This window comes from Yoonia sp. D2-7, assembly GCF_055809435.1.
Map to the genome: position 1 here is coordinate 2,025,587 of NZ_CM147912.1, position 19,358 is coordinate 2,044,944.

18 protein-coding genes and 1 tRNA gene are annotated in these 19,358 nt (G+C 54.6%); 6 read left to right on the forward strand and 13 right to left on the reverse strand.

From position 1 onward, the window contains the following. Positions 1-4: 4 nt before the first annotated feature. Complete coding sequence (locus AC0L7R_RS09890; RefSeq protein ID WP_473656696.1) at positions 5-976, forward strand: glucokinase; 972 nt, start codon at positions 5-7, stop codon at positions 974-976. Here the strand turns inward: AC0L7R_RS09890 and AC0L7R_RS09895 are convergent. The 4 genes from AC0L7R_RS09895 to guaB all read right to left on the reverse strand — a co-directional run bounded on the left by AC0L7R_RS09895 (position 973) and on the right by guaB (position 6,795). Continuing rightward, complete coding sequence (locus tag AC0L7R_RS09895) at positions 973-3,300, reverse strand: ATP-binding protein (RefSeq protein WP_473656697.1); 2,328 nt, start codon at positions 3,298-3,300, stop codon at positions 973-975. The two genes, AC0L7R_RS09890 and AC0L7R_RS09895, sit on opposite strands and share 4 nt — an antisense overlap. A gap of 83 nt (positions 3,301-3,383) precedes the next feature. Next, positions 3,384-4,559, reverse strand: coding sequence for an RsmB/NOP family class I SAM-dependent RNA methyltransferase (locus AC0L7R_RS09900; RefSeq protein WP_473656698.1), 1,176 nt, complete (start codon positions 4,557-4,559; stop codon positions 3,384-3,386). Beyond that, on the reverse strand, positions 4,556-5,347 hold the full coding sequence (locus AC0L7R_RS09905; protein ID WP_473656699.1) for an MBL fold metallo-hydrolase: 792 nt from the start codon (positions 5,345-5,347) through the stop codon (positions 4,556-4,558). Before AC0L7R_RS09905 ends, AC0L7R_RS09900 begins: the two co-directional genes overlap by 4 nt. Further along, complete coding sequence (guaB, locus tag AC0L7R_RS09910; RefSeq protein WP_473656700.1) at positions 5,347-6,795, reverse strand: IMP dehydrogenase; 1,449 nt, start codon at positions 6,793-6,795, stop codon at positions 5,347-5,349. The genes AC0L7R_RS09905 and guaB overlap by 1 nt, the downstream gene beginning before the upstream one ends. Before the next feature lie 80 nt (positions 6,796-6,875). Here guaB and AC0L7R_RS09915 point away from each other — a divergent pair, with 80 nt between their 5' ends. The 5 genes from AC0L7R_RS09915 (at position 6,876) to AC0L7R_RS09935 (ending at position 10,836) form a co-directional block, all read left to right on the forward strand. After that, complete coding sequence (locus AC0L7R_RS09915) at positions 6,876-7,613, forward strand: hypothetical protein (RefSeq protein ID WP_473656701.1); 738 nt, start codon at positions 6,876-6,878, stop codon at positions 7,611-7,613. Positions 7,614-7,717: 104 nt separating this feature from the next. After that, entirely contained in the window at positions 7,718-9,757 is a 2,040-nt protein-coding gene (locus AC0L7R_RS09920) for an ASKHA domain-containing protein (protein WP_473656702.1), read from the forward strand. A gap of 141 nt (positions 9,758-9,898) precedes the next feature. After that, positions 9,899-9,972, forward strand: a tRNA-Gly gene (locus AC0L7R_RS09925). A gap of 38 nt (positions 9,973-10,010) precedes the next feature. Next, positions 10,011-10,364 (forward strand): Rid family hydrolase, encoded by a 354-nt coding sequence (locus AC0L7R_RS09930; RefSeq protein ID WP_473656703.1) that lies wholly within the window; start codon positions 10,011-10,013, stop codon positions 10,362-10,364. A gap of 1 nt (position 10,365) precedes the next feature. Next, positions 10,366-10,836 (forward strand): thioesterase family protein, encoded by a 471-nt coding sequence (locus AC0L7R_RS09935; RefSeq protein ID WP_473656704.1) that lies wholly within the window; start codon positions 10,366-10,368, stop codon positions 10,834-10,836. Here the strand turns inward: AC0L7R_RS09935 and pgi are convergent, their stop codons facing one another. The 9 genes from pgi to AC0L7R_RS09980 form a co-directional block, all read right to left on the reverse strand. Beyond that, the gene (gene pgi, locus AC0L7R_RS09940; RefSeq protein ID WP_473656705.1) at positions 10,837-12,435 is read right to left on the reverse strand and encodes a glucose-6-phosphate isomerase; all 1,599 of its coding nucleotides are present in this window, start codon (positions 12,433-12,435) and stop codon (positions 10,837-10,839) included. 4 nt (positions 12,436-12,439) lie between these two features. After that, positions 12,440-13,111: a 6-phosphogluconolactonase gene (pgl, locus tag AC0L7R_RS09945; RefSeq protein ID WP_473656706.1), complete on the reverse strand. Its 672-nt coding sequence runs from the start codon at positions 13,109-13,111 to the stop codon at positions 12,440-12,442. Positions 13,112-13,115: 4 nt separating this feature from the next. Then, positions 13,116-14,567, reverse strand: a complete 1,452-nt coding sequence (gene zwf, locus AC0L7R_RS09950; protein ID WP_473656707.1) for a glucose-6-phosphate dehydrogenase — start codon at positions 14,565-14,567, stop codon at positions 13,116-13,118. A gap of 91 nt (positions 14,568-14,658) precedes the next feature. Continuing rightward, complete coding sequence (locus tag AC0L7R_RS09955) at positions 14,659-15,243, reverse strand: HNH endonuclease (RefSeq protein WP_348108278.1); 585 nt, start codon at positions 15,241-15,243, stop codon at positions 14,659-14,661. A 162-nt stretch (positions 15,244-15,405) separates the two neighbouring features. Further along, positions 15,406-16,125 (reverse strand): diguanylate cyclase domain-containing protein, encoded by a 720-nt coding sequence (locus AC0L7R_RS09960; RefSeq protein WP_473656708.1) that lies wholly within the window; start codon positions 16,123-16,125, stop codon positions 15,406-15,408. A 98-nt stretch (positions 16,126-16,223) separates the two neighbouring features. Next, complete coding sequence (locus AC0L7R_RS09965; protein WP_473656710.1) at positions 16,224-16,892, reverse strand: alpha/beta fold hydrolase; 669 nt, start codon at positions 16,890-16,892, stop codon at positions 16,224-16,226. Next, entirely contained in the window at positions 16,889-17,515 is a 627-nt protein-coding gene (locus AC0L7R_RS09970; RefSeq protein WP_473656711.1) for a DNA-3-methyladenine glycosylase family protein, read from the reverse strand. Before AC0L7R_RS09970 ends, AC0L7R_RS09965 begins: the two co-directional genes overlap by 4 nt. Further along, the gene (locus tag AC0L7R_RS09975; protein WP_473656712.1) at positions 17,508-18,239 is read right to left on the reverse strand and encodes a cobalt-precorrin-6A reductase; all 732 of its coding nucleotides are present in this window, start codon (positions 18,237-18,239) and stop codon (positions 17,508-17,510) included. Before AC0L7R_RS09975 ends, AC0L7R_RS09970 begins: the two co-directional genes overlap by 8 nt. Next, entirely contained in the window at positions 18,236-19,279 is a 1,044-nt protein-coding gene (locus tag AC0L7R_RS09980) for a cobalt-precorrin-5B (C(1))-methyltransferase (protein WP_473656713.1), read from the reverse strand. The genes AC0L7R_RS09975 and AC0L7R_RS09980 overlap by 4 nt, the downstream gene beginning before the upstream one ends. Between the last annotated feature and the right edge of the window lie 79 nt (positions 19,280-19,358).

Consider the following 19,358-nt stretch of genomic DNA (forward strand, 5'->3'; position numbering starts at 1 on the left):
AGATATGACACATCCCAAGAACACTTACGCGCTTGTCGCTGATATTGGCGGCACAAATACGCGCGTCGCTCTCGCAAATGGCAGTCGGGTTCTTGAAAACACGATCCGTCGGTACGAAAACCGGAATTACAGCGGTCTTGAACCCGTGCTCCAGCGATATCTGGAAGATGAAGGCGGGGTCGACCCGATCGCGACCTGCGTTGCAGTCGCGGGCCCCGTTCAAGACGGTCAGGCGCGAATGACGAACCTTGATTGGGCGATGACCGAAGCGTCACTTGGCGCCGCGACAAAAGCGGAAACGGTTGCGATTTTGAACGACTTGCAGGCGCAAGGGTATGCGATTGGGCACGTGTCTGAGGCAAATCTTGATTCCGTGCTGTCAGGAACGTCCGCGAAAGCATCGGCGGCGAAGCTGGTAGTTGGGGTGGGAACCGGTTTCAACACTGCACCCGTTATCGAAAGTCCCGGAGGCCGTGTCGTGCCCGCGTCTGAAAGTGGGCATGCGACGTTGCCAACCCTGACCGCCGAAGATCACGCACTTGCGGATTTCGTCAGCCAAGCGCATGGATTTCCATCCATCGAAGATGTGCTGTCAGGTCGTGGCATTGAAAACGTTTATCGTTTCGTTGCCCAAAAGAACGGTGTCGCAGAGAGCCTGCAAGCCTATGAAATCATGGCGGCTTGTGACGATGATGCGCCATTGGCAGTCGAAACAGTTGCTATTTGTGTCCGCCTGCTTGGGGCCGTTTGCGGGAACCTAGCGCTGACATTGTTACCCTTTGGAGGCATTTTCCTTGTTGGAGGGGTATCTCGCGCTTTTGCACCACATCTGGAAAAAGCTGGTTTTGCCGATGCCTTTTGCGACAAAGGGCGTTTTGGGCCCTTCATGAAGAAATTTCCAATTTCAGTTGTCAAGGATGACTACGCGGCCCTAACCGGCTGTGCTGCATATCTCGCGCAGGTCAAAACAAACTAGTGCAATTGTCCTTGAACGGTGTTTGTTAAGTCGTTCAATGAGAACGGTTTTGGCAAGAAAACCGAATTTGGTATCTTCGATTTGTCATCGCTAAATGCGTCTTCGGCATAACCAGAGACGAACACGACCTTGGTGTCTGGACGATCGCACAATGCCTCGCGCACCCACGTCGGACCATCCATGCCCGGCATAATGACATCGGTCACAAAAATATCCACGTTTAGTTCAGGGTCCGACAACAACTGCAGCGCCGCTTCGGCGCAATCGGCTTCTAGCACCGTGTACCCCCGCAGTCGCAACGCCCGCGACGCAAATGCACGTACAGGCGCTTCGTCTTCGACCAGCAAAATTACGCCATCAGTGGCCATGCTGAGTGGCGCAGGAGCGGGAGTTTCGGGCTGCACCACTTCTGCAACAGGAACATCATGATGTGGGAACAGTAGTGAAAACTGCGTGCCACGCCCGACTTCGCTGTCTGCAAAAATATAGCCTCCGGTTTGCTTGACGATGCCGTAGGCGGTTGAAAGGCCAAGTCCCGTGCCTTCGCCCAGACGTTTTGTCGTGTAAAACGGCACAAATATTTTGGACATAATTTCCGGCGGAATCCCCTGCCCTTCGTCAATGACTTTTACCACGACATATTCACCAGCAGGAACAAACGCACGATCGCGTTCAATCTCTTTCTCCAAAACGAGATTTTCGGTCACAACTTGAATTGTCCCCCCATCCGGCATCGCATCACGCGCATTGACGACAAGATTCATGAGCACTTGTTCAAGCTGCCGTTTGTCCGCTTTGATTGGCGACAAATTGGGGTCGTGATTCAGCGTGAGCGTTACCTTTTCACCGACCAAGCGGTTCAACAAATGAGTCAGATCCGACAGCGTATCGCGTAGATCAACTATTTCAGGCTGAAGGTTCTGTTTCCGTGAAAAAGCGAGCAACTGCCCAACAAGACTGGCCGCGCGATTGGCGTTTTGATGGATCTGGACCAAGTCACCATAATCTTGATCGCCCTGATCATGTCGCAATAACAACAGGTCGCAATGACCTGATATTGCGGTCAAAAGGTTGTTGAAATCGTGGGCCACACCGCCTGCGAGTTGTCCGATTGCGTGCATTTTTTGGCTTTGCACAAACTGCGCTTCCAGCGATTTTAGCTCAGTGACATCGTTCATGACGGCGATTAGATGAGCCTCTGCGCCGACACCTGCTACATTCAGCGTGACCTGCACGACCATGTCTTGACGTTCGCCCTTTCCTTCCAAAAACTGCGAAGCTTGCCCCACGCGTTTTTCGAAGGTTTCTTTGATCCAGTCACTGACCGGACGGCCCAAACCATCCAGCACTTCGGTGATCCGTCGATTATCCGTTGATTTAACACCCAGCAACAAACGCGCTTCGCGATTTGAATCCAAAATATCGCCAGAACCCGAAATTTTCATGAGCGGGACGGGTAAGTCCTCAATCGCGCTCCAATTCGATATCGTCTCTTCGTCAGAAAGGGTGCCCGTCGCACCTGCCGGTGCCGGCAACGCATACACTTCACGTCGCCCCGGCCCGCCAGACACTTCTGCAACAATGCAGTCCACGGTACCATCAACGGTCTTAATGCGGTGCAAGTCACCGGATTTGATCGGCTCAGGTCCAAACACTTCTGCTATCGATCGTGGTCTCTGTTCCAGCAACCGCCGAAATGCATCATTTAAGAACAAGATTGCGCCGCTTTTTCCCACGGTCATCATTGGCAAGGACAGCGACGCCGACGCCCGTTCGTTCTTTTGGCTGGCCTCGACCAAATCATCAAAGCGCCATAGGAACATCATCGGCCCGACGCGCGCCACCGAAAGTCTGTACTGCCCTGCCCGGGTCACAATATCTTCGCGCGCGGATGCCATTGTGATGGCCCGCGATTGCAACCGATACAACACGGCGTCCGGGTTCGCGATCACAGTCGCAAGTCTTGCGCCCAACGAATTGTCCGTCGTTTCGGCAAACCGATCATCTGCCGCTTCATTTGCGTACGCAATCACCCCATCCCCGTCGGTCAGAAATGCGGGGTTCAGGTCGTTGCTAACCAACAATGGCACAGCCTCGCTTAATAGGCGCTGTTTGGCATGGACTTGGCGTCGTGCCATGGTCCCCATCGCAGCAAGAATCCCGAGAGTTACCGCCGAGATCACAAGACCGAGCGATATCGTCAACGGCGTCACAATAATTGCTGCGACAAGTAAGAGTGGGATTGGCAAGGCCAAAAGGCCCGGATGCACTGAACGCGCCCAAAACCCTTCCGTCCCCGGTGGCCGTTTCGCGATAGCCCGCACGCGTTTCCCTTCCTGATCTAGTCCAATTGCGGATACTAAAATCCGCTTAACCAAAGGTTAACAGAACAAGATCAGAGCCGCGCCTACCCAGATTTAGTGAGTTTACAGAGATAGAAGCCGTCGGATTGGTCATTTGGGTAAAGCTGTAAAATCGGTTCAGCGGTCCAGCCTTCGTGATCACGTAAGAAACGGTCAACGACGCGCTGGTTTTCCTCCATGAGTACCGAACAGGTCATGTAATATAGCGTACCGCTGGTCCGCACATGTTGAGACGCGGCCAAGATAACTTCAGACTGCAACCCGCTGAAATCAGACAGTTTCGCTGGTGAAAAAGTCCACTTCGCTTCTGGATTTCGCCGCCATGTTCCGCTGCCGCTGCAGGGTGCGTCTGCGACAACCACGTCGTAGCCGCCTTGGCGATCAAGTTCATCGGTATTTCGGACGTCTATCTGCACGCCGGCCCGATCTGCACGCGGCGCAATGTCTACCGTTCTTTGAATGGCAACATCGTGAGCCGTCACTGCACAGTCGAACATGTCGGCAATCGCCAGCGCCTTACCACCGCCACCTGCACAATAATCCAAAACCGTCGCGCCGTCCGCGATGTCCAAAGCAGATACAGCTATTTGCGATGCGGCATCTTGAATTTCGATCAATCCAGTCGTGTAGGCCGTCGACAGTTTTACACGACGCGGATTACTCACTACCCGCAAGCAACCCGCTTGAGTATCATGTTCAACGACGTCCACGCCATCATCCGACAGCGACTGAATAGCTGCCTTTGTCGAACCACGTCGGGTGTTGACGCGCAAAAACAATGGCGCACGTTCTCTCAGGGTTAATGCGGTCTTTTCAGCGATTTCCCCAAGATCCGTTTGACACTGATCCCAAAGCCATTCCGGCAGATCAACGGCATCGTGCTTTGGCATCGACTGTGCTGCGTCCAAATGATCGTTTTCTTCTGCGGTAAGCGGAGACGGCGCATGTCCTTCGCCGGAAAACATTGCGGCCAGATCAACACCATCTTGATGTAGCGCCCCGATCATTAAGCCACGGCCCGTTAATGCACCACCAATCGCAGCGCTGGACGCGCGTTTGCGTAATGCATCAAAAACCAGATCGCGCAGTGCAGCACGGTCTTTCGATCCGGCAAAACGGCTTCCCCTTGCCCAGTCAGACAAGGCTTTTTCCGCCGTACGTCCGGCAAGAATGTCATCAAGTACTGTGATTGCGGCGGCCACACGTGCTGCAGGAGTCATATCTTGATTGCCTCAAATCCATTGCCAGCGCGTCTTAAACGACGAAATTTGTCCATATGGGATCCATGACAACCCGAAAAGACCAAATTGCGAGTGGCGATTTCATCAAGCGCCTTCAGCCGCGTGACGCGAGCTTGGGCGGGGTCGTCGTCATAGACGCTCGAAACCATCGGATCAGGCAATTGGAGCGCATCTGAGTGCAGAACGTCAGCGCAGAGAACAAGCATATCTCCGATCCTTAACCCCATGTGACCCGCAGTATGACCCGGCAACGCCCAAGCCGTTATACCCGGCGCAATGTTGTCCCCATCCTGAACCGTTTCGAGGCGTCCTGCGTATTTTTCAAGAACCGTATTCGCGGTAAAATCGCCACCGCCCCAAACCTCGGGTTCTTGCGCATGCAAATAGACGCGTGCAGAATTGAACATAAGCGTCCCATCAATCACGGCACCTCCACAGTGGTCACTGTGCAAGTGGCTGAAAACAAGCGTTTCAATCTGATCAGGCGAAACGCCAAGTGCGGCCAGTCGTGTTGGCAATTGACCTGCGATCGCGCCAAAATTTTGCCCGCATCCCGTGTCAAACAGAATGTAGCAACCTACAGTTGGCTTGATCAAATAGGCCTGAAAAACAGTGTCGATTTGCGATTGTCCTGCCGCAGCCAATCGCTGATCTTTGATCTGCGCGTCAACGGATGGAAAAACTTCCGCACCAAACACATAATGGCCGTCGTTCAGACACCAAACGTCGAATCCCGGCACGGACAGATGCGCAATGCCTACTATCATCACCCTACCCGATAGTTGGGGCTTTCGCGCGTGATTTGCACGTCATGCACGTGGCTTTCCTTCAGCCCCGCGCCCGTGATCTTCACAAAGTTACAGCCTTTGCGCATTTCAGCCACGGTCGCATTGCCTGTGTAGCCCATAGCCGCCCGCAAGCCGCCCACCAACTGGTGAACAACAGCATTGGCAGACCCCTTATACGGAACCTGACCTTCGATACCTTCCGGCACCAGCTTGTCGCTCGCCGCGTCTTTCTGGAAATACCGATCAGCTGAACCGCGCGCCATCGCACCAAGCGATCCCATCCCACGATAGGATTTGAATGAACGCCCTTGGTAAAGGATAACCTCGCCCGGGCTTTCGTCCGTGCCTGCGATCATTGATCCGACCATCGCACAGGACGCACCGGCCGCAATTGCCTTCGCGAAATCGCCAGAAAACTTGATGCCGCCGTCGGCAATCACTGGCGTGTCGCCTGCCGCCTTCGCGCAATCCATAATCGCTGTCAGCTGAGGAACGCCGACGCCAGCGACCATACGTGTGGTACAGATAGACCCCGGTCCAATCCCGACCTTAACAGCATCTGCACCTGATCCGATGAGCGCTTTGGCCGCTTCGCCAGTTGCGATGTTACCCGCGACGATTTGCACGCCGCTGTTCAGGGCTTTAACCCGCTCAACCGCTTGTGCAACGCCTTCAGAATGGCCATGGGCCGTATCCACGACAATCATATCAACGCCCGCGTCAATAAGCGCTTGCGACCGCTCAAACCCGCTATCACCCACACCGGTTGCAGCAGCAACGCGCAAACGGCCAAGGTCGTCCTTACAGGCAATCGGGTTCAAGACAGCTTGTTCGCTGTCTTTCAGCGTCAACAGACCTGTCAGTTTGCCAGCACCATCCGTGATCAGAAGTTTTTCGATCCGGCGGGCCTGCATCAGTGACCGCGCTTCGTCCAGATCGGCAGGTTCTTGCAACACAGCCAAATCGTTGGACGTCATCATGACTGAAACAGGTGTGTTTTCGTCTTGTGCAAAGCGCATGTCGCGATTGGTCACAATACCAACGACACGGCCTTCGGGGCCAACAACAGGGAAACCTGTGATCCGGTAGCGTTCCATCAATGCCCGTGCATCAGCAAGCGTCTGATCAGGTGTCAGCGTCACCGGGTTATAAACGGTGCCGGACACAAACCGCTTCACACGACGGATTTCCTTGGCCTGTTCATCAACCGTTAGATTTTTGTGAACAACGCCCATACCGCCGGCCTGCGCCATGGCAATCGCCATCTTGGCTTCGGTCACCGTGTCCATCGCAGAGGACAACAGCGGAATGTTCATCGAAATGGATTTGGTAACCTGTGTGCGGGTGTCCGCAGTTGACGGCATCACGCTAGATGCCCCCGGCACAAGCAACACGTCATCAAAGGTCAGCGCCTCGCGAATCTCCATCGTCATCTCCTTGGACAGTGGCATCGTTTGACACGGCCCTATCGCATGGTTGTGATCCAATCAAAAGGGCAAAACAGGCAATGTCGCTTGTAGTGGGATCATTTCCCGCCCATCGTCGCGAAATGCAGTCCGACTTACCCCCGAAAACACCTTCATTGACTAAACCCGCGTGGTTCAGGGCTTTGATCTGGTTTGCCATATTCACGGGCATTGTCATCGGTTTGCATACATTCCTGAGCTGGGCGCAAAATTTCATCGGCGAAATGAATTCGATTTCGGGCACGATGACGATGGCGGGTGTCATCGCCATCAGCCTGCTCATCTACGCCATCCTGATTGCGACCCCTTTCATGCCGGGTATCGAAGTCGGCATCGCTTTGCTGCTGCTTCAAGGGGCTGCGGTCGCACCATTCGTCTACATTGCGACTGTGACCGGACTAATGGTCGCTTACCTCATTGGGCGCACCATTCCGTTGCCTTGGCTGCGTAAAATTTTCTGCGACCTTGGGCTGCAAAAAATCTGCACGTACCTTGATCGCATTGCAGACTCCAACCCTGCTGAACGTTTGGCCGCCCAACGCAAACTATTGCCACGCTGGCTGTCACGGCTGACCGTTGATTATCGATACGCAACGCTCGGCCTGCTTCTAAACGTGCCGGGGACGTTTGCCATTGGTGGTGGTGGCGGCATTATGATGGTTGCAGGTCTGTCGCGTCTATTTCGAGGTTGGGTCGTTTTGATCACCGTGATGATTGCAACGCTGCCGATCCCATTGATCGTTTGGATCGTCGGTGTTTCCGTCTTTGAAGGGCGCTAAAACCGACCGCGATGCCGTTCTGCATAATCATTATGACGGTAATGGCCATTCCAGAAATGATCGCGGCGGGATAGCCTATGGCTAACAACGAACAGGCCACACTTATGACGACTGATCCCCTCGTAATTTTTACGCCTTCCGGCAAACGCGGCAACTTTCCAGTTGGAACCCCGATCCTAACGGCTGCACGCCAGTTGGGCGTCGATCTCGATTCCGTTTGTGGCGGACGCGGAATCTGCTCGAAATGCCAGATTACACCGTCTTATGGTGAATTTTCCAAACATGGCGTGACGGTGCACGACAACGCGCTGTCAGAGTGGAACGCGGTCGAACAACGTTATGACGATATTCGCGGACTGGTCAAAGGTCGCCGTCTTGGGTGCCAAGCTACTGTGCAAAACGATGTCGTCATCGACGTACCAGAGACCAGCCAAGTCCATAAACAAGTCGTGCGCAAACGCGCAGAGGCACGCGACATTACGTTGAACCCAACCACACGGCTTTACTACATCGAAGTGGCAGAGCCAGACATGCACGACCCGTCCGGAGATCTGGAACGGTTGATTGCAGCTTTGCGTCGGGATTGGGACCTACCCGCGCTCGAAGCCGATTTGACAGTGCTCAAGGCTCTGCAACCGGCGCTCCGCAAAGGCGAATGGAAAGTCACATGTGCGGTGCATTTGGGCGATGATACATTCGCACCACGCATCATGCAGGTCTGGCCCGGATATTTCGACGGCGCGATCTACGGGCTTGCCGTCGATTTGGGATCAACGACAATCGCAGCTCACCTCTGCGATTTGCATACAGGCGACGTTGTCGCGTCATCGGGTATCATGAATCCGCAAATTCGTTTCGGTGAAGACCTAATGAGCCGCGTTAGTTATTCCATGATGAACGCCTCTGGCGCGGATGAAATGACCACTGCCGTCCAAGAAGGTATGAACGCGCTGTTCACCCAAATCGCAGCCGAAGCAGAAATCGACCGCAACCAGATCATGGATGCGGTATTTGTATGTAATCCAGTCATGCACCACTTGTTCCTCGGCATTGATCCGTTTGAACTGGGACAAGCGCCGTTCGCGCTGGCAACGTCTGAATCGCTGTCGCTACGAGCGATTGAATTGAACTTGAACATCCACCCCGCTGCCCGAATTTACATCCTACCTTGCATCGCGGGCCACGTGGGCGCTGACGCGGCGGCTGTGGCTTTGTCTGAAGCACCGGACAAATCCGACGATCTCGTGCTTGTTGTCGACGTCGGCACCAACGCCGAAATCCTGCTGGGTAACAAAGACAAAGTGCTTGCATGTTCATCCCCCACGGGACCCGCCTTTGAAGGGGCGCAGATCAGCAGCGGACAACGTGCGGCACCAGGTGCCATTGAACGGGTCGAGATTGATCCCGTCACAAAAATCCCTCGTTTTAAGGTCATTGGATCTGATCTATGGTCTGATGACCCCAAATTCGCGGAAGAAACTGCCCAAACAGGTGTCACAGGCATCTGCGGGTCCGGTATCATCGAAATGGTCGCAGAAATGCGGATGGCAGGCATCGTGGATGCACCCGGCCTCATCGGATCAGCAGAACAAACCGGATCGCCCAATTGCTTTGAGGACGGACGGACGCAGTCATATCTGGTGCATGACGGCACGGCCACAGGTGGTCCGAAAATCACGGTGACAAACCGCGACATCCGCGAAATCCAAATGGCGAAGGCAGCGCTATATTCGGGCGCGCGGCTGTTGATGGATAAGTTCGACGTCGATCAGGTCGATCGTGTCGTTCTTGCAGGGGCATTCGGGGCGCATATCTCACCGAAACACGCGATGGTTCTGGGGATGATCCCTGATGCACCCTTGGACAAAGTGACTTCAGCCGGAAACGCCGCTGGAACCGGTGCGCGGATAGCGCTGCTTAATCGCAACGCGCGTGCCGAAATTGAAGAAACGGTTCATAATATCCATAAGATTGAAACCGCGATTGAGCCGCGTTTCCAAGAGCATTTCGTGAATGCGTCTGCCATTCCCAACGCGGTTGAACCATTCCCGATCCTGAATTCAATCGTCACCCTTCCGACCGTTACGCATAATACAGGCGGGGCGGATACTGGCGGTGGACGTCGACGCAGACGACGCGGCTGAGATCGCTGATGCTTGGGGGCCAGCCCCCAAACCCCCGGGATATTTTGGCCAAAAGAAGGGAATGTCGCGCGTCATTTCGCGGGTGTTGCTCCGATTATGCGTTGACGGCCCTGAGACGCTTGGCTATCCCGACGACAGCGCGCGGGTATGGTGAAAAGGTATCACGAAAGCTTCCCAAGCTTCAGTTACGAGTTCGATTCTCGTTACCCGCTCCACTCTCTTCCCGCATCATTTTTGATTAAAGGAAGACCCTATGTCCGACACCATCACCCGTATCGATTCCGGCCCACGTATGAGCCAAGCAGTGGTCCACGGCGGCGTTGCCTATCTTGCTGGCCAAGTGGGTGCTGAAGGCGGGACTGTAACCGAGCAAACCCAAGCGGTGCTTGAAAAAGTCGACGCACTGCTGGCCAAAGTCGGATCAGACAAAACCAAGTTGCTGACCGCGCAAATTTGGGTTGCCAACATTGCGACGGACTTTGCCGATATGAACGCGGTTTGGGACGCGTGGGTTGCCCCAGGACATGCACCAGCGCGTTGGACTGGCGAAGCAAAGCTGGCGACAACTGGCTACAAAGTTGAGATCATCGTCACGGCCGCGGTCTAAAATGACCGCGCCATTTTTGACGCCTCTGTTGTCCGATGATCTTCGGACGCTAGGGATCCCGGAGCCATGGTCATATGGCATGGCGGATCGGGTACGATTTGGTGAGATAGACGCATTAGGCCACGTGAACAACGTGGTCTATTTGCGGTGGTATGAAACGCTGCGCGTGAATTACCTGAAGGACCATGGGGTCTATGACCTTGCGGGCCCCAATCCAAAAATCGTTGTGAAAACAGTTGGCTTAGACTTCAAAGCTGAAGTTAAACCTGACGATAGCTACATCAATTTGGCGCGTACTGTCGAAATGCGGAACACCAGCTTTACGATGCAATACGCAACGCTTGTGAACGGTCAGATCACGACAACAGGCCATGCCGTCGTCGTGTTGCTCAATGCTGATAACACAAAACGTGCGTTACCAGATGCGCTGCGGGCCACTTTCGCAGCCCGCGACGGAGCGCTTCAAATCTAATCAGACGCCATGTGTCTGTAGAAAACCAACAAGGGCGGCTGTCGAGCCGTCCTTCGCGTCTGTGCCTTGAGACCCTTCAACAACGGGTTGCAAAGCCGTAGCGAGTTCTTTGCCAAGCTCAACGCCCCACTGGTCGTAGGAATTGATGCCAAGCACAACGCCTTCGACAAAAACCCGATGTTCGTACAGCGCGACGATCTGGCCCAACACAAACGGGGTCAGTTGCGGATAAGCCAGCGTGACTGACGGGCGGTTGCCTGGGAACACACGATGTTTCGCTTGTCGTTCGAGTTCTTCGCCTTCGAACTTGTCGGCGACTTTTTCCCGCGCTTCTTCGAGAGTACGCCCCTTCATCAAGGCCTCGGATTGGGCAAGGCAATTGGCGACCAAGAGCTGGTGCTGATGATGCAAATCGTCCTCGTGACCACGCGCAGCAACAAGGAATTCACAAGGAACAACCCGTGTGCCTTGGTGGATCAATTGATAGAACGCATGCTGTCCGTTGGTGCCGGGCTCCCCCCAGACAACGGGACCGGATGGAACATCCAAATCAGCGCCTGCCATGTCGACGCCCTTGCCATTGCTTTCCATCTCCAATTGTTGAAGATAGGCTGGTAACCGCATGAGATTGTTATCATAAGGCAGCACAGCGCGCGTTGTGTAACCGCAAATCTGGTTGTGCCAAATCCCTACAGCCGCGAGCATGGCGGGTACATTTTCTGACCAATCGGCGGATTTGAAATGCACATCCATCGCCTGACCGCCACGCAGAAACGCTTTAAACGCATCTGGACCAATTGCGATCATCAGAGACAGCCCAATCGGTCCCCACAATGAATAGCGACCGCCGACCCAATCTTCAAAACCAAAGACCCGTTCAGACGCGATGCCAAAGGCCGCTGTCTTGTCTTCCGCTGTCGAAAGCGCTGCGAATTGCGCCCCCGTGTCCGACACCGTTTCGGCCATCCAAGCCTGCGCAGTGCGTGCATTCGTCATCGTCTCGATCGTCGTAAACGTCTTAGACGCAACGATTACCAACGTCGTCGCCGGATCGCATGTCCGCAAGACAGACGCGATATCCGCCGGATCGACGTTCGATACAAAATGGCAGCGGGGCCCATCATGATACGGGGCCAAGGCCTTCACCGCCATCGCAGGACCAAGGTCGGACCCCCCAATACCGATATTCACCACATCAGTGATCTGGCCACCCTGCCCTTTGAACGTGCCGTCGCGGACAGAAGTCGCGAAGTCAGACATCGCATCTAGTGTCCCGAGAACGCCGGGCATAACGTCTTGCCCGTCAACCATCACGGGTCCACCATCAAGGTTCCGCAAGGCCGTATGCAGAACGGCACGCCCCTCGGTTTCGTTGATCGCTGTCCCTGCAAACATCGCGTCGCGCTTTGCAGCGACACCCGCGTCGTTTAGCAAATCAATCAGTAATGCGCGGCCAGTCGCGTCGATATTCGTCTTCGCATAGTCAAAGCGCATATCACCAGCGGCTGCGCTAAAATCAGCAGCACGGTCCGCGTCGACTAAATCAATGAAACGACGCTCTGCGACCTCAGCGTAGTGTTTTTTCAGTGCGTTCCACATCGTCTTATGCCTTTGCCCAGTGAACTGTTGAGCCCTGCAAGATCGCCGCTACAGGCGCATCCTCCGGCAACATTGTCGCCGCTTTTTCCAAGGCTGCGCGCTTTTCATCGCCGATGATGACAATGTGGCGGCTCATCGCCCCATTCAACACGGATGCAGACAAAGTGACCCGTGGTTCCGGCGCACCTGGTGCCCGCATGGGGACCAATGTTGCGTCGGTGGTCAACGCTTCTTGTAGTTTGTCCGCGCCAGGGAAAATGCTGGCGGTGTGCATATCCGCGCCCATGCCCAGCAACATCACGGAAATCGGCAGGTTTGGTGCGATGGCATCTGTTAAACTCGGGATACCTTCTTCGGGCGTTTCAACAGGCGCATAGAGCGGTAGATACGTCGCTTCACCCGCCTTTTCGATCAAAAGCCGTTCGCGCAGCAGTCGTGTGTTCGACCGTTCAGACGTTTCAGGCACCCAGCGTTCATCTGTCAGCATGACACTAACCCGCGACCAATCAAGATCAACGGCACAAAGAGCGTCAAAAATCGGACCCGGCGTCGTACCACCCGGTACAGCAAATGACGCACGGTCGTGTGTCAGCAGCGCGTTCTTCAATTCGCCCGCCAGAACGTTGGCAAGGTCAATCATCATCATTTCAGCGTCAGGGTATTCCGTGAACTTCATCGTCTTATCCTTTGATATCACGCCATTTACGGCCATCGCGATGGAGCAGCATCAGCGCATCATCAGGACCGCTAGACCCAGCGTCGTATGTCTTTGGCACATCGTTGCGCGCTTCCCAACCCGCTATAATGGGATCGGTCCATGACCATGCGGCCTCTACTTCGTCACCGCGCATAAACAATGTTTGGTTGCCGCGGATGACGTCCATGATCAGACGCTCGTAGGCATCTGTGACCTCAACATCGGTATCACCCAAAGCTTCGGCAAATGTCATATCCAAAGGCACGTTCACCAGACGCATCCCGCCCGGACCCGGTTCTTTGATCGTGACCTGCAGGTCCATACCTTCGTTTGGCTGCAACCGAATGGACAGAATGTTCTGTTGTTCATCCTGACCCTCAAAGATGGAGTGCCCCAGCGGTTTGAAAACCACAGCAATTTCGGACGCACGTGCCTTCATGCGCTTGCCTGTACGCAGATAAAACGGCACACCAGACCACCGCCAGTTCGAGATATGGCACTTCATCGCGATGAAGCTTTCAGTAAAGCTGCGCGGGTTTTCCGCGTCTTCACGGTAGCTTGGGCCGTCAGCGTTTGCATCATATTGCCCACGGACAAGATGATGCGGCTCAATTGGTTCTAACGCTCGGATAACTTTCAGTTTTTCGTCACGCACTTCATCGGCACCAAACTGCGAAGGAGGTTCCATCGCGATCAGGCACAGCAACTGCATCAAGTGGTTTTGAACCATATCACGCATTGCGCCAGATTTATCGTAGTACGCACCGCGCCCGCCAACGCTGACCGTTTCAGCCACGGTGATCTGAATGTGGTCGACGTAGTGATTGTTCCAAAGCGGTTCGAACAAGACATTACCAAAACGGACAGCCATGAGGTTTTGAACCGTTTCTTTACCAAGGTAGTGATCGATCCGGTAAATCTGGCTTTCATCAAAATGCAGCGCCAGAACGGCATTCAGTTTGCGTGCGGATTCAAGATCACGACCAAATGGCTTTTCAACGACAATACGGCTGTTGCTTTTCGCAATCTCATGGCGATGCAGGCGTTCGGCAAGGTCACCGAACAAAGACGGCGCCACGGAAAAGTAAAACGCCTGAACCACGTCACTACGAACAAGTTTAGCAAGCTCGGCCCAGCCGCCTTCGCCTTTTGCATCAATCGGCACATATTCAAGCTGCGCCAAAAACGCCTCTAGGCCCTTCGAATCTTTTGACTCTTCGCCACCGAATTCTTTGATGGCATCACGGATCATGTCCCGGAATCCCTGAGAATCGATATCGGAACGCGCAGCCCCAATAATCCGAGATTGCGAAGGCATCTGTGAAGATAAGAAACGCCGGAACAATCCAGGCAAAATTTTGCGGCGGGCAAGGTCCCCAGTGCCACCAAAAATAACGAGATCAAAATCCTCGACCGGAATCACGCGCGCGACCATAGTATGCCCTCTTCAATTTCCGTTAGCGCTAACGCGTTCCGTTTAGCGGGCGCATCTTGTGAAGTCTAGCAAACAGTTGAAGCCAGACACATTATGCTTCCAGTTCAGCATCCCAATATAGAAAATCGACCCAACTTTTATGCAGATGGTTCGGTGGGAATTTGCGCCCGTTGTTTTGCAGTTGTGATGCATCCGGCTGGCGTGGAGGTTTGCGCAGGTGCATACCACTTTGACGCAGGCTTTTCGATCCCTTTCGTAGATTGCACGGGCTACATGCCGCAACGACGTTGATCCACGAAGTAATCCCGCCACTTGCCCGTGGGACAACGTGATCGAACGTCAGATCACCCTTGCTCCCGCAATACTGACACCGAAATTCGTCCCGAAGAAAAAGGTTAAACCGCGTAAATGCGACTGTCCGCTGCGGTTTAACGTAATCGCGCAAAACCACCACCGACGGAATTTTGATTTCTGTGGACGGGCTATGCACGACTTCATCATATTCAGCGATAATGTCGACGCGATCCAGCCACGCGGCTTTCACAGCATCCTGCCAAGGCCATAAGGATAATGGGTAGTAAGACAAAGGCCGATAATCTGCATTCAGCACCAATGCTGGAAAATGCTTCAAATCCGCCGCGTCGCGTACAAAGTTAGTTCGAAAGTCACCGTTCATGGTCAAAAACATCCCTGCTCTGTCGCCCGGAGGTGCAGAGCGGGAGCCCCGCTCCGGCCGCTTAACAAAACTATATCTTGTGTATTTCAAAGGGCAACGGCCAATTGAGATCACACATATGGAACAGATGACCGCATCACATGACAAAGGTGTGACGGTTCGTTAGGCGATTGCATCACGCACGCCCGCATGGCGCGCACGCGATACGTTCGCGTCACTGATATGGGCCATAGCGAACCGGCTGCGCCCCGCTGCTTTTGCATCATACATCGCAGCGTCGGCCAACTGGAACGCACGGCGCATTGTGACCTCACCATCGACCGCCAAAATACCGGCTGATACCGTTACGGCAACTTTTTCGTCAGCTCCGACCGAGACCTCAATTCCCTGACAAATCTTGCCAATCCAATCCTGCACCTGCGGAAGAGATGTCTGCTTAAACAAAAGGCCAAATTCTTCGCCACCCAGACGCGCGCACTGGGCGTTTTCGGGCAGAACCGCCCGAAAATGATCAGAAATCGCGACTAGGCATGCATCACCAGTATCGTGGCCATGGGTATCATTGATCGCTTTAAAGTGATCCAAATCCAGAAGAACCATGATCATGCCTTGCCGCAGCACTGGCGGGCATTGCTCGAGGAACCACCTGCGATTGGGCAATTGCGTAAGCTGGTCAGTGGTGGCCTGCGTATAGAGTTTTTCCTGCAATGCGTTAAGGTGCTGGATGAGCAGCAGTGCCAATGTGCTCATCGGCAGGGCCGTAAAGGCCGCCGCCTGTAAGTTGTAAGCGAACGTATTCGCGTCCGCCCAGCCATGTGACAGCACGGCACGGGTATGGTTCAACATCCCCGAAAGAAGGACAAAAAGAACTAGCTTGAACAAAAAGTCCAACCTATTTGTTGGCGCAATTAATCTTACAAATCGTTCCATGACGCACCCCGATACCGCGCGAACCATGGCGAACAATTCTTACGATTGTTTTAACTTACGCCCAAACGTTCTTGCATAAAGGCCAATGCGACTTGCAGCCCGTCCGGTGCGATCCCATGCCCTGTCCCTTTCATCACGTGCGCATACACTTCTTTCCACCCAGCTTCTTGCAATGCTTCGGCCGCAAGCGGCAGCGATTGAGGTGGCACAACGTCGTCCTGATCACCGTGAATCAACAGCACGGGCGGTTTGCATTGCACTTCGTCAGCCAGCAATTCCGGTTCGAGCAATCGACCAGAGAACGCCGTGAGACCTGCAACTGCATCTTCGCGCCGTGGCAGCACATGCAACGCCATCATCGTGCCTTGGCTAAACCCAAGCACCATGACCTGTTCCGGCAGCAGGTCTTCGTCAACCATCATACCGTCCAGAAAAGCATTCAGATCATCCGCAGCGCGCTCTAACCCTGCTTTTGATTCTTCTTCAGAAGATCCATCAATCCACGGAATCGGAAACCATTGGAAACCCATCGGCGATCCGGCACAATCCTCTGGCGCGTCGGGCGACAAAAACAACGTGTCCGGCAGGTGTTCAGCCAACGGGTCAGCCAAGCCCAACAAATCTGCCCCGTTGGCACCGTAACCGTGCAGGAAAACCACCGCAGATCTGATCTCGCCTGATACCGGCTCACGCCGTCCTGCTGTAAGTGCCCGTGTCATCTGATACCGTCCCTTTGTTTCATTTCAGCGTAGTACGCCCATAAAAGCCGTGCCGCAACCGACCGCCAAGGCGACCATACGACTGCCATCTGACGTAGTTCTTTTTCTTTGGGCCGTTCTGGCAAATCGAACAGGTCTTGGGCTGCAATCTGAATCGCAAGATCACCGGCAGCCAACACATCGGGTCGCCCAAGCGAGAATTTCGTGTAAATTTCGGCAGTCCAAAGCCCGATCCCTTTGACGGCAGTCAGTGTATTGATCACCTCTTGATCCGGTAAGTTCCGCAAAGCGTCGTAGTCAATCTGCGCGTTCGCAAGCGCGTGGGCATAAAGCGCCTTTTGGCGGCTCAACCCCAACGCCCGCAAATCCTCTGGTGTTGCGGCGAGAACCGCATCCGCCTGATCCATGCCCGCAGCGACCATCTGCGCCCATGTCGCTTCAGCAGAAGCCACACTGACCTGTTGCCCCAAGATCACCGACATCACCTGCCCAAACCCTTCGGGCTGCAACCGTAGCGGCAAAGGCGACAATCGCGGCGCAACGGCAGCAAACTTTGGTTCGATTTTGCAAAGCGCATCTAGTCCCAGCGCAACGTCAGCATCTGATCGAATGATGTCAGACATGGGCTTTGGCCCAAACAAGCGCGTCTTCCAATTTGTCCAGTTTTACGCCGTCTGGCATCAGCGGTCGCTTTATCATTAATACGGGAATCCCGAGTTGCCGTGCGGCCGTCAGCTTTGTCTCACTTCGCGCCCCACCTGCGTTCTTCACGATAAGCCAATCAACACCAAGCCGTTCAAACAATGCGACTTCATCGGTTACCGGAAATGGCGGACGTCCAATCAAAAATTCGCCACCTGCAAAAGGAAACGGTCCTGTTGGCGGGTCAATCTGCCGACAAATCACACGACAGCCCTGTAGGTTCGCAAATCGGTCCAGCGTCTGACGGCCTGTTCCTAGGAAGACCGTTTGGCCTTCAGTTACAAATTCCGCAGCTTCAGCCTCCGATGTGATTTGGGTCCAGTTATCGCCGTCCTGCGGCTCCCACGGAGCCCGCAAGAACTGTGCATAGTCCAGTCCTATTTCCGTACAAATCGCCGCCGTTCTATCCGTGATCCGATGCGCAAATGGATGCGTCGCATCCAGAACCGCTGTGATCCCAGACTCTGCAAGATATGACCGAAACCCACCCGCGCCGCCAAAGCCGCCTACACGCGTCGGGATCGCCAGCGCCTTTGGCTGGCGCGTCGCCCCCGCCAAAGACGCAACCGCATGGACGCCCGCCTTGGCCAAGCCTTTAGCGATATCCCTCGCTTCTCCGGTGCCTGCTAACAGCAACAACGTCACACGCCTGCCCGCCCGATAATTGCACCCGCCCGATCAATCATCACAACATCAAAGATCATGCCCGCATAGGTCTGCGTGATGCGGTTTAAAGCACGCTGGGCAATCGCATTGGCAAAGGGTGCCCCAGCGATTGTATAGGCTTCTAACGCAGTATTAGCGCTCGCCAACCGCGGATCATCCATCATCTGCGCTAGATCGTCGAAGTCCACCTGCGATCGCGACGAATGAAGGTCAACGGCCCCCTGCGCGAGCTTTGTAAGCTTGCCAATACCGCCTCCAATCGTGACACGCTCAATTGGGTTTTTGGCCAGATATTTTAGCATCCCCCCCGCGAAATCACCCATATCCAACATAGCGTGATCCGGAAGGTCGTACAGGTGTTGGACGGTAGTTTCAGAGGTTGCCCCCGTACACCCCGCCACATGCGTCAGCCCATCAGCACGGGCGACGTCGACACCACGATGGATCGACGCAATCCAAGCGGCACAGGAAAACGGACGGACAATTCCGGTCGTGCCAAGGATTGACAGGCCCCCTTTGATACCCAACCGGGGGTTCCACGTTTTTTCAGCAATGGCAGCGCCACCCGGAACGGAAATCTCAATCTCGACGTCAGGGGATTGGACACAATCAGCCGCCATTTCGGCGACGACATCATCCATCATCGCACGCGGGACCGGATTGATCGCGGGTTCGCCGACGGCAATCGGTAGCCCTGCTTTTGTGACAGTCCCGACACCTTCGCCCGCACGAAACTGGACGCCACCGTCAGACGCCGAAACCGTCGCAATGATCATCGCTTGATGCGTTACATCAGGATCGTCACCAGCATCTTTGACGATACCAACCGAAACCCAGCCGTCACCCCGTTCGGATTGCGCAATCTTGGGCCCGAACGTTTCGCCTTTCGGCAAAACAATCGTAACGCTGTCAGGCACTTGCCCACGCCACAGGCCAATCAACGCAGCCTTTGTGGCGGCGGTGGCACAAGCCCCTGTGGTCCAGCCACGGCGCAACTCTCCCACGGGTTTGCGTGTCATAGGCTAGACTATAATGTCGCAATGACGTGCCGCCAACGTGTATTAACTAGTCGCTTGAACTCTTTTCAACGGGGGCCAA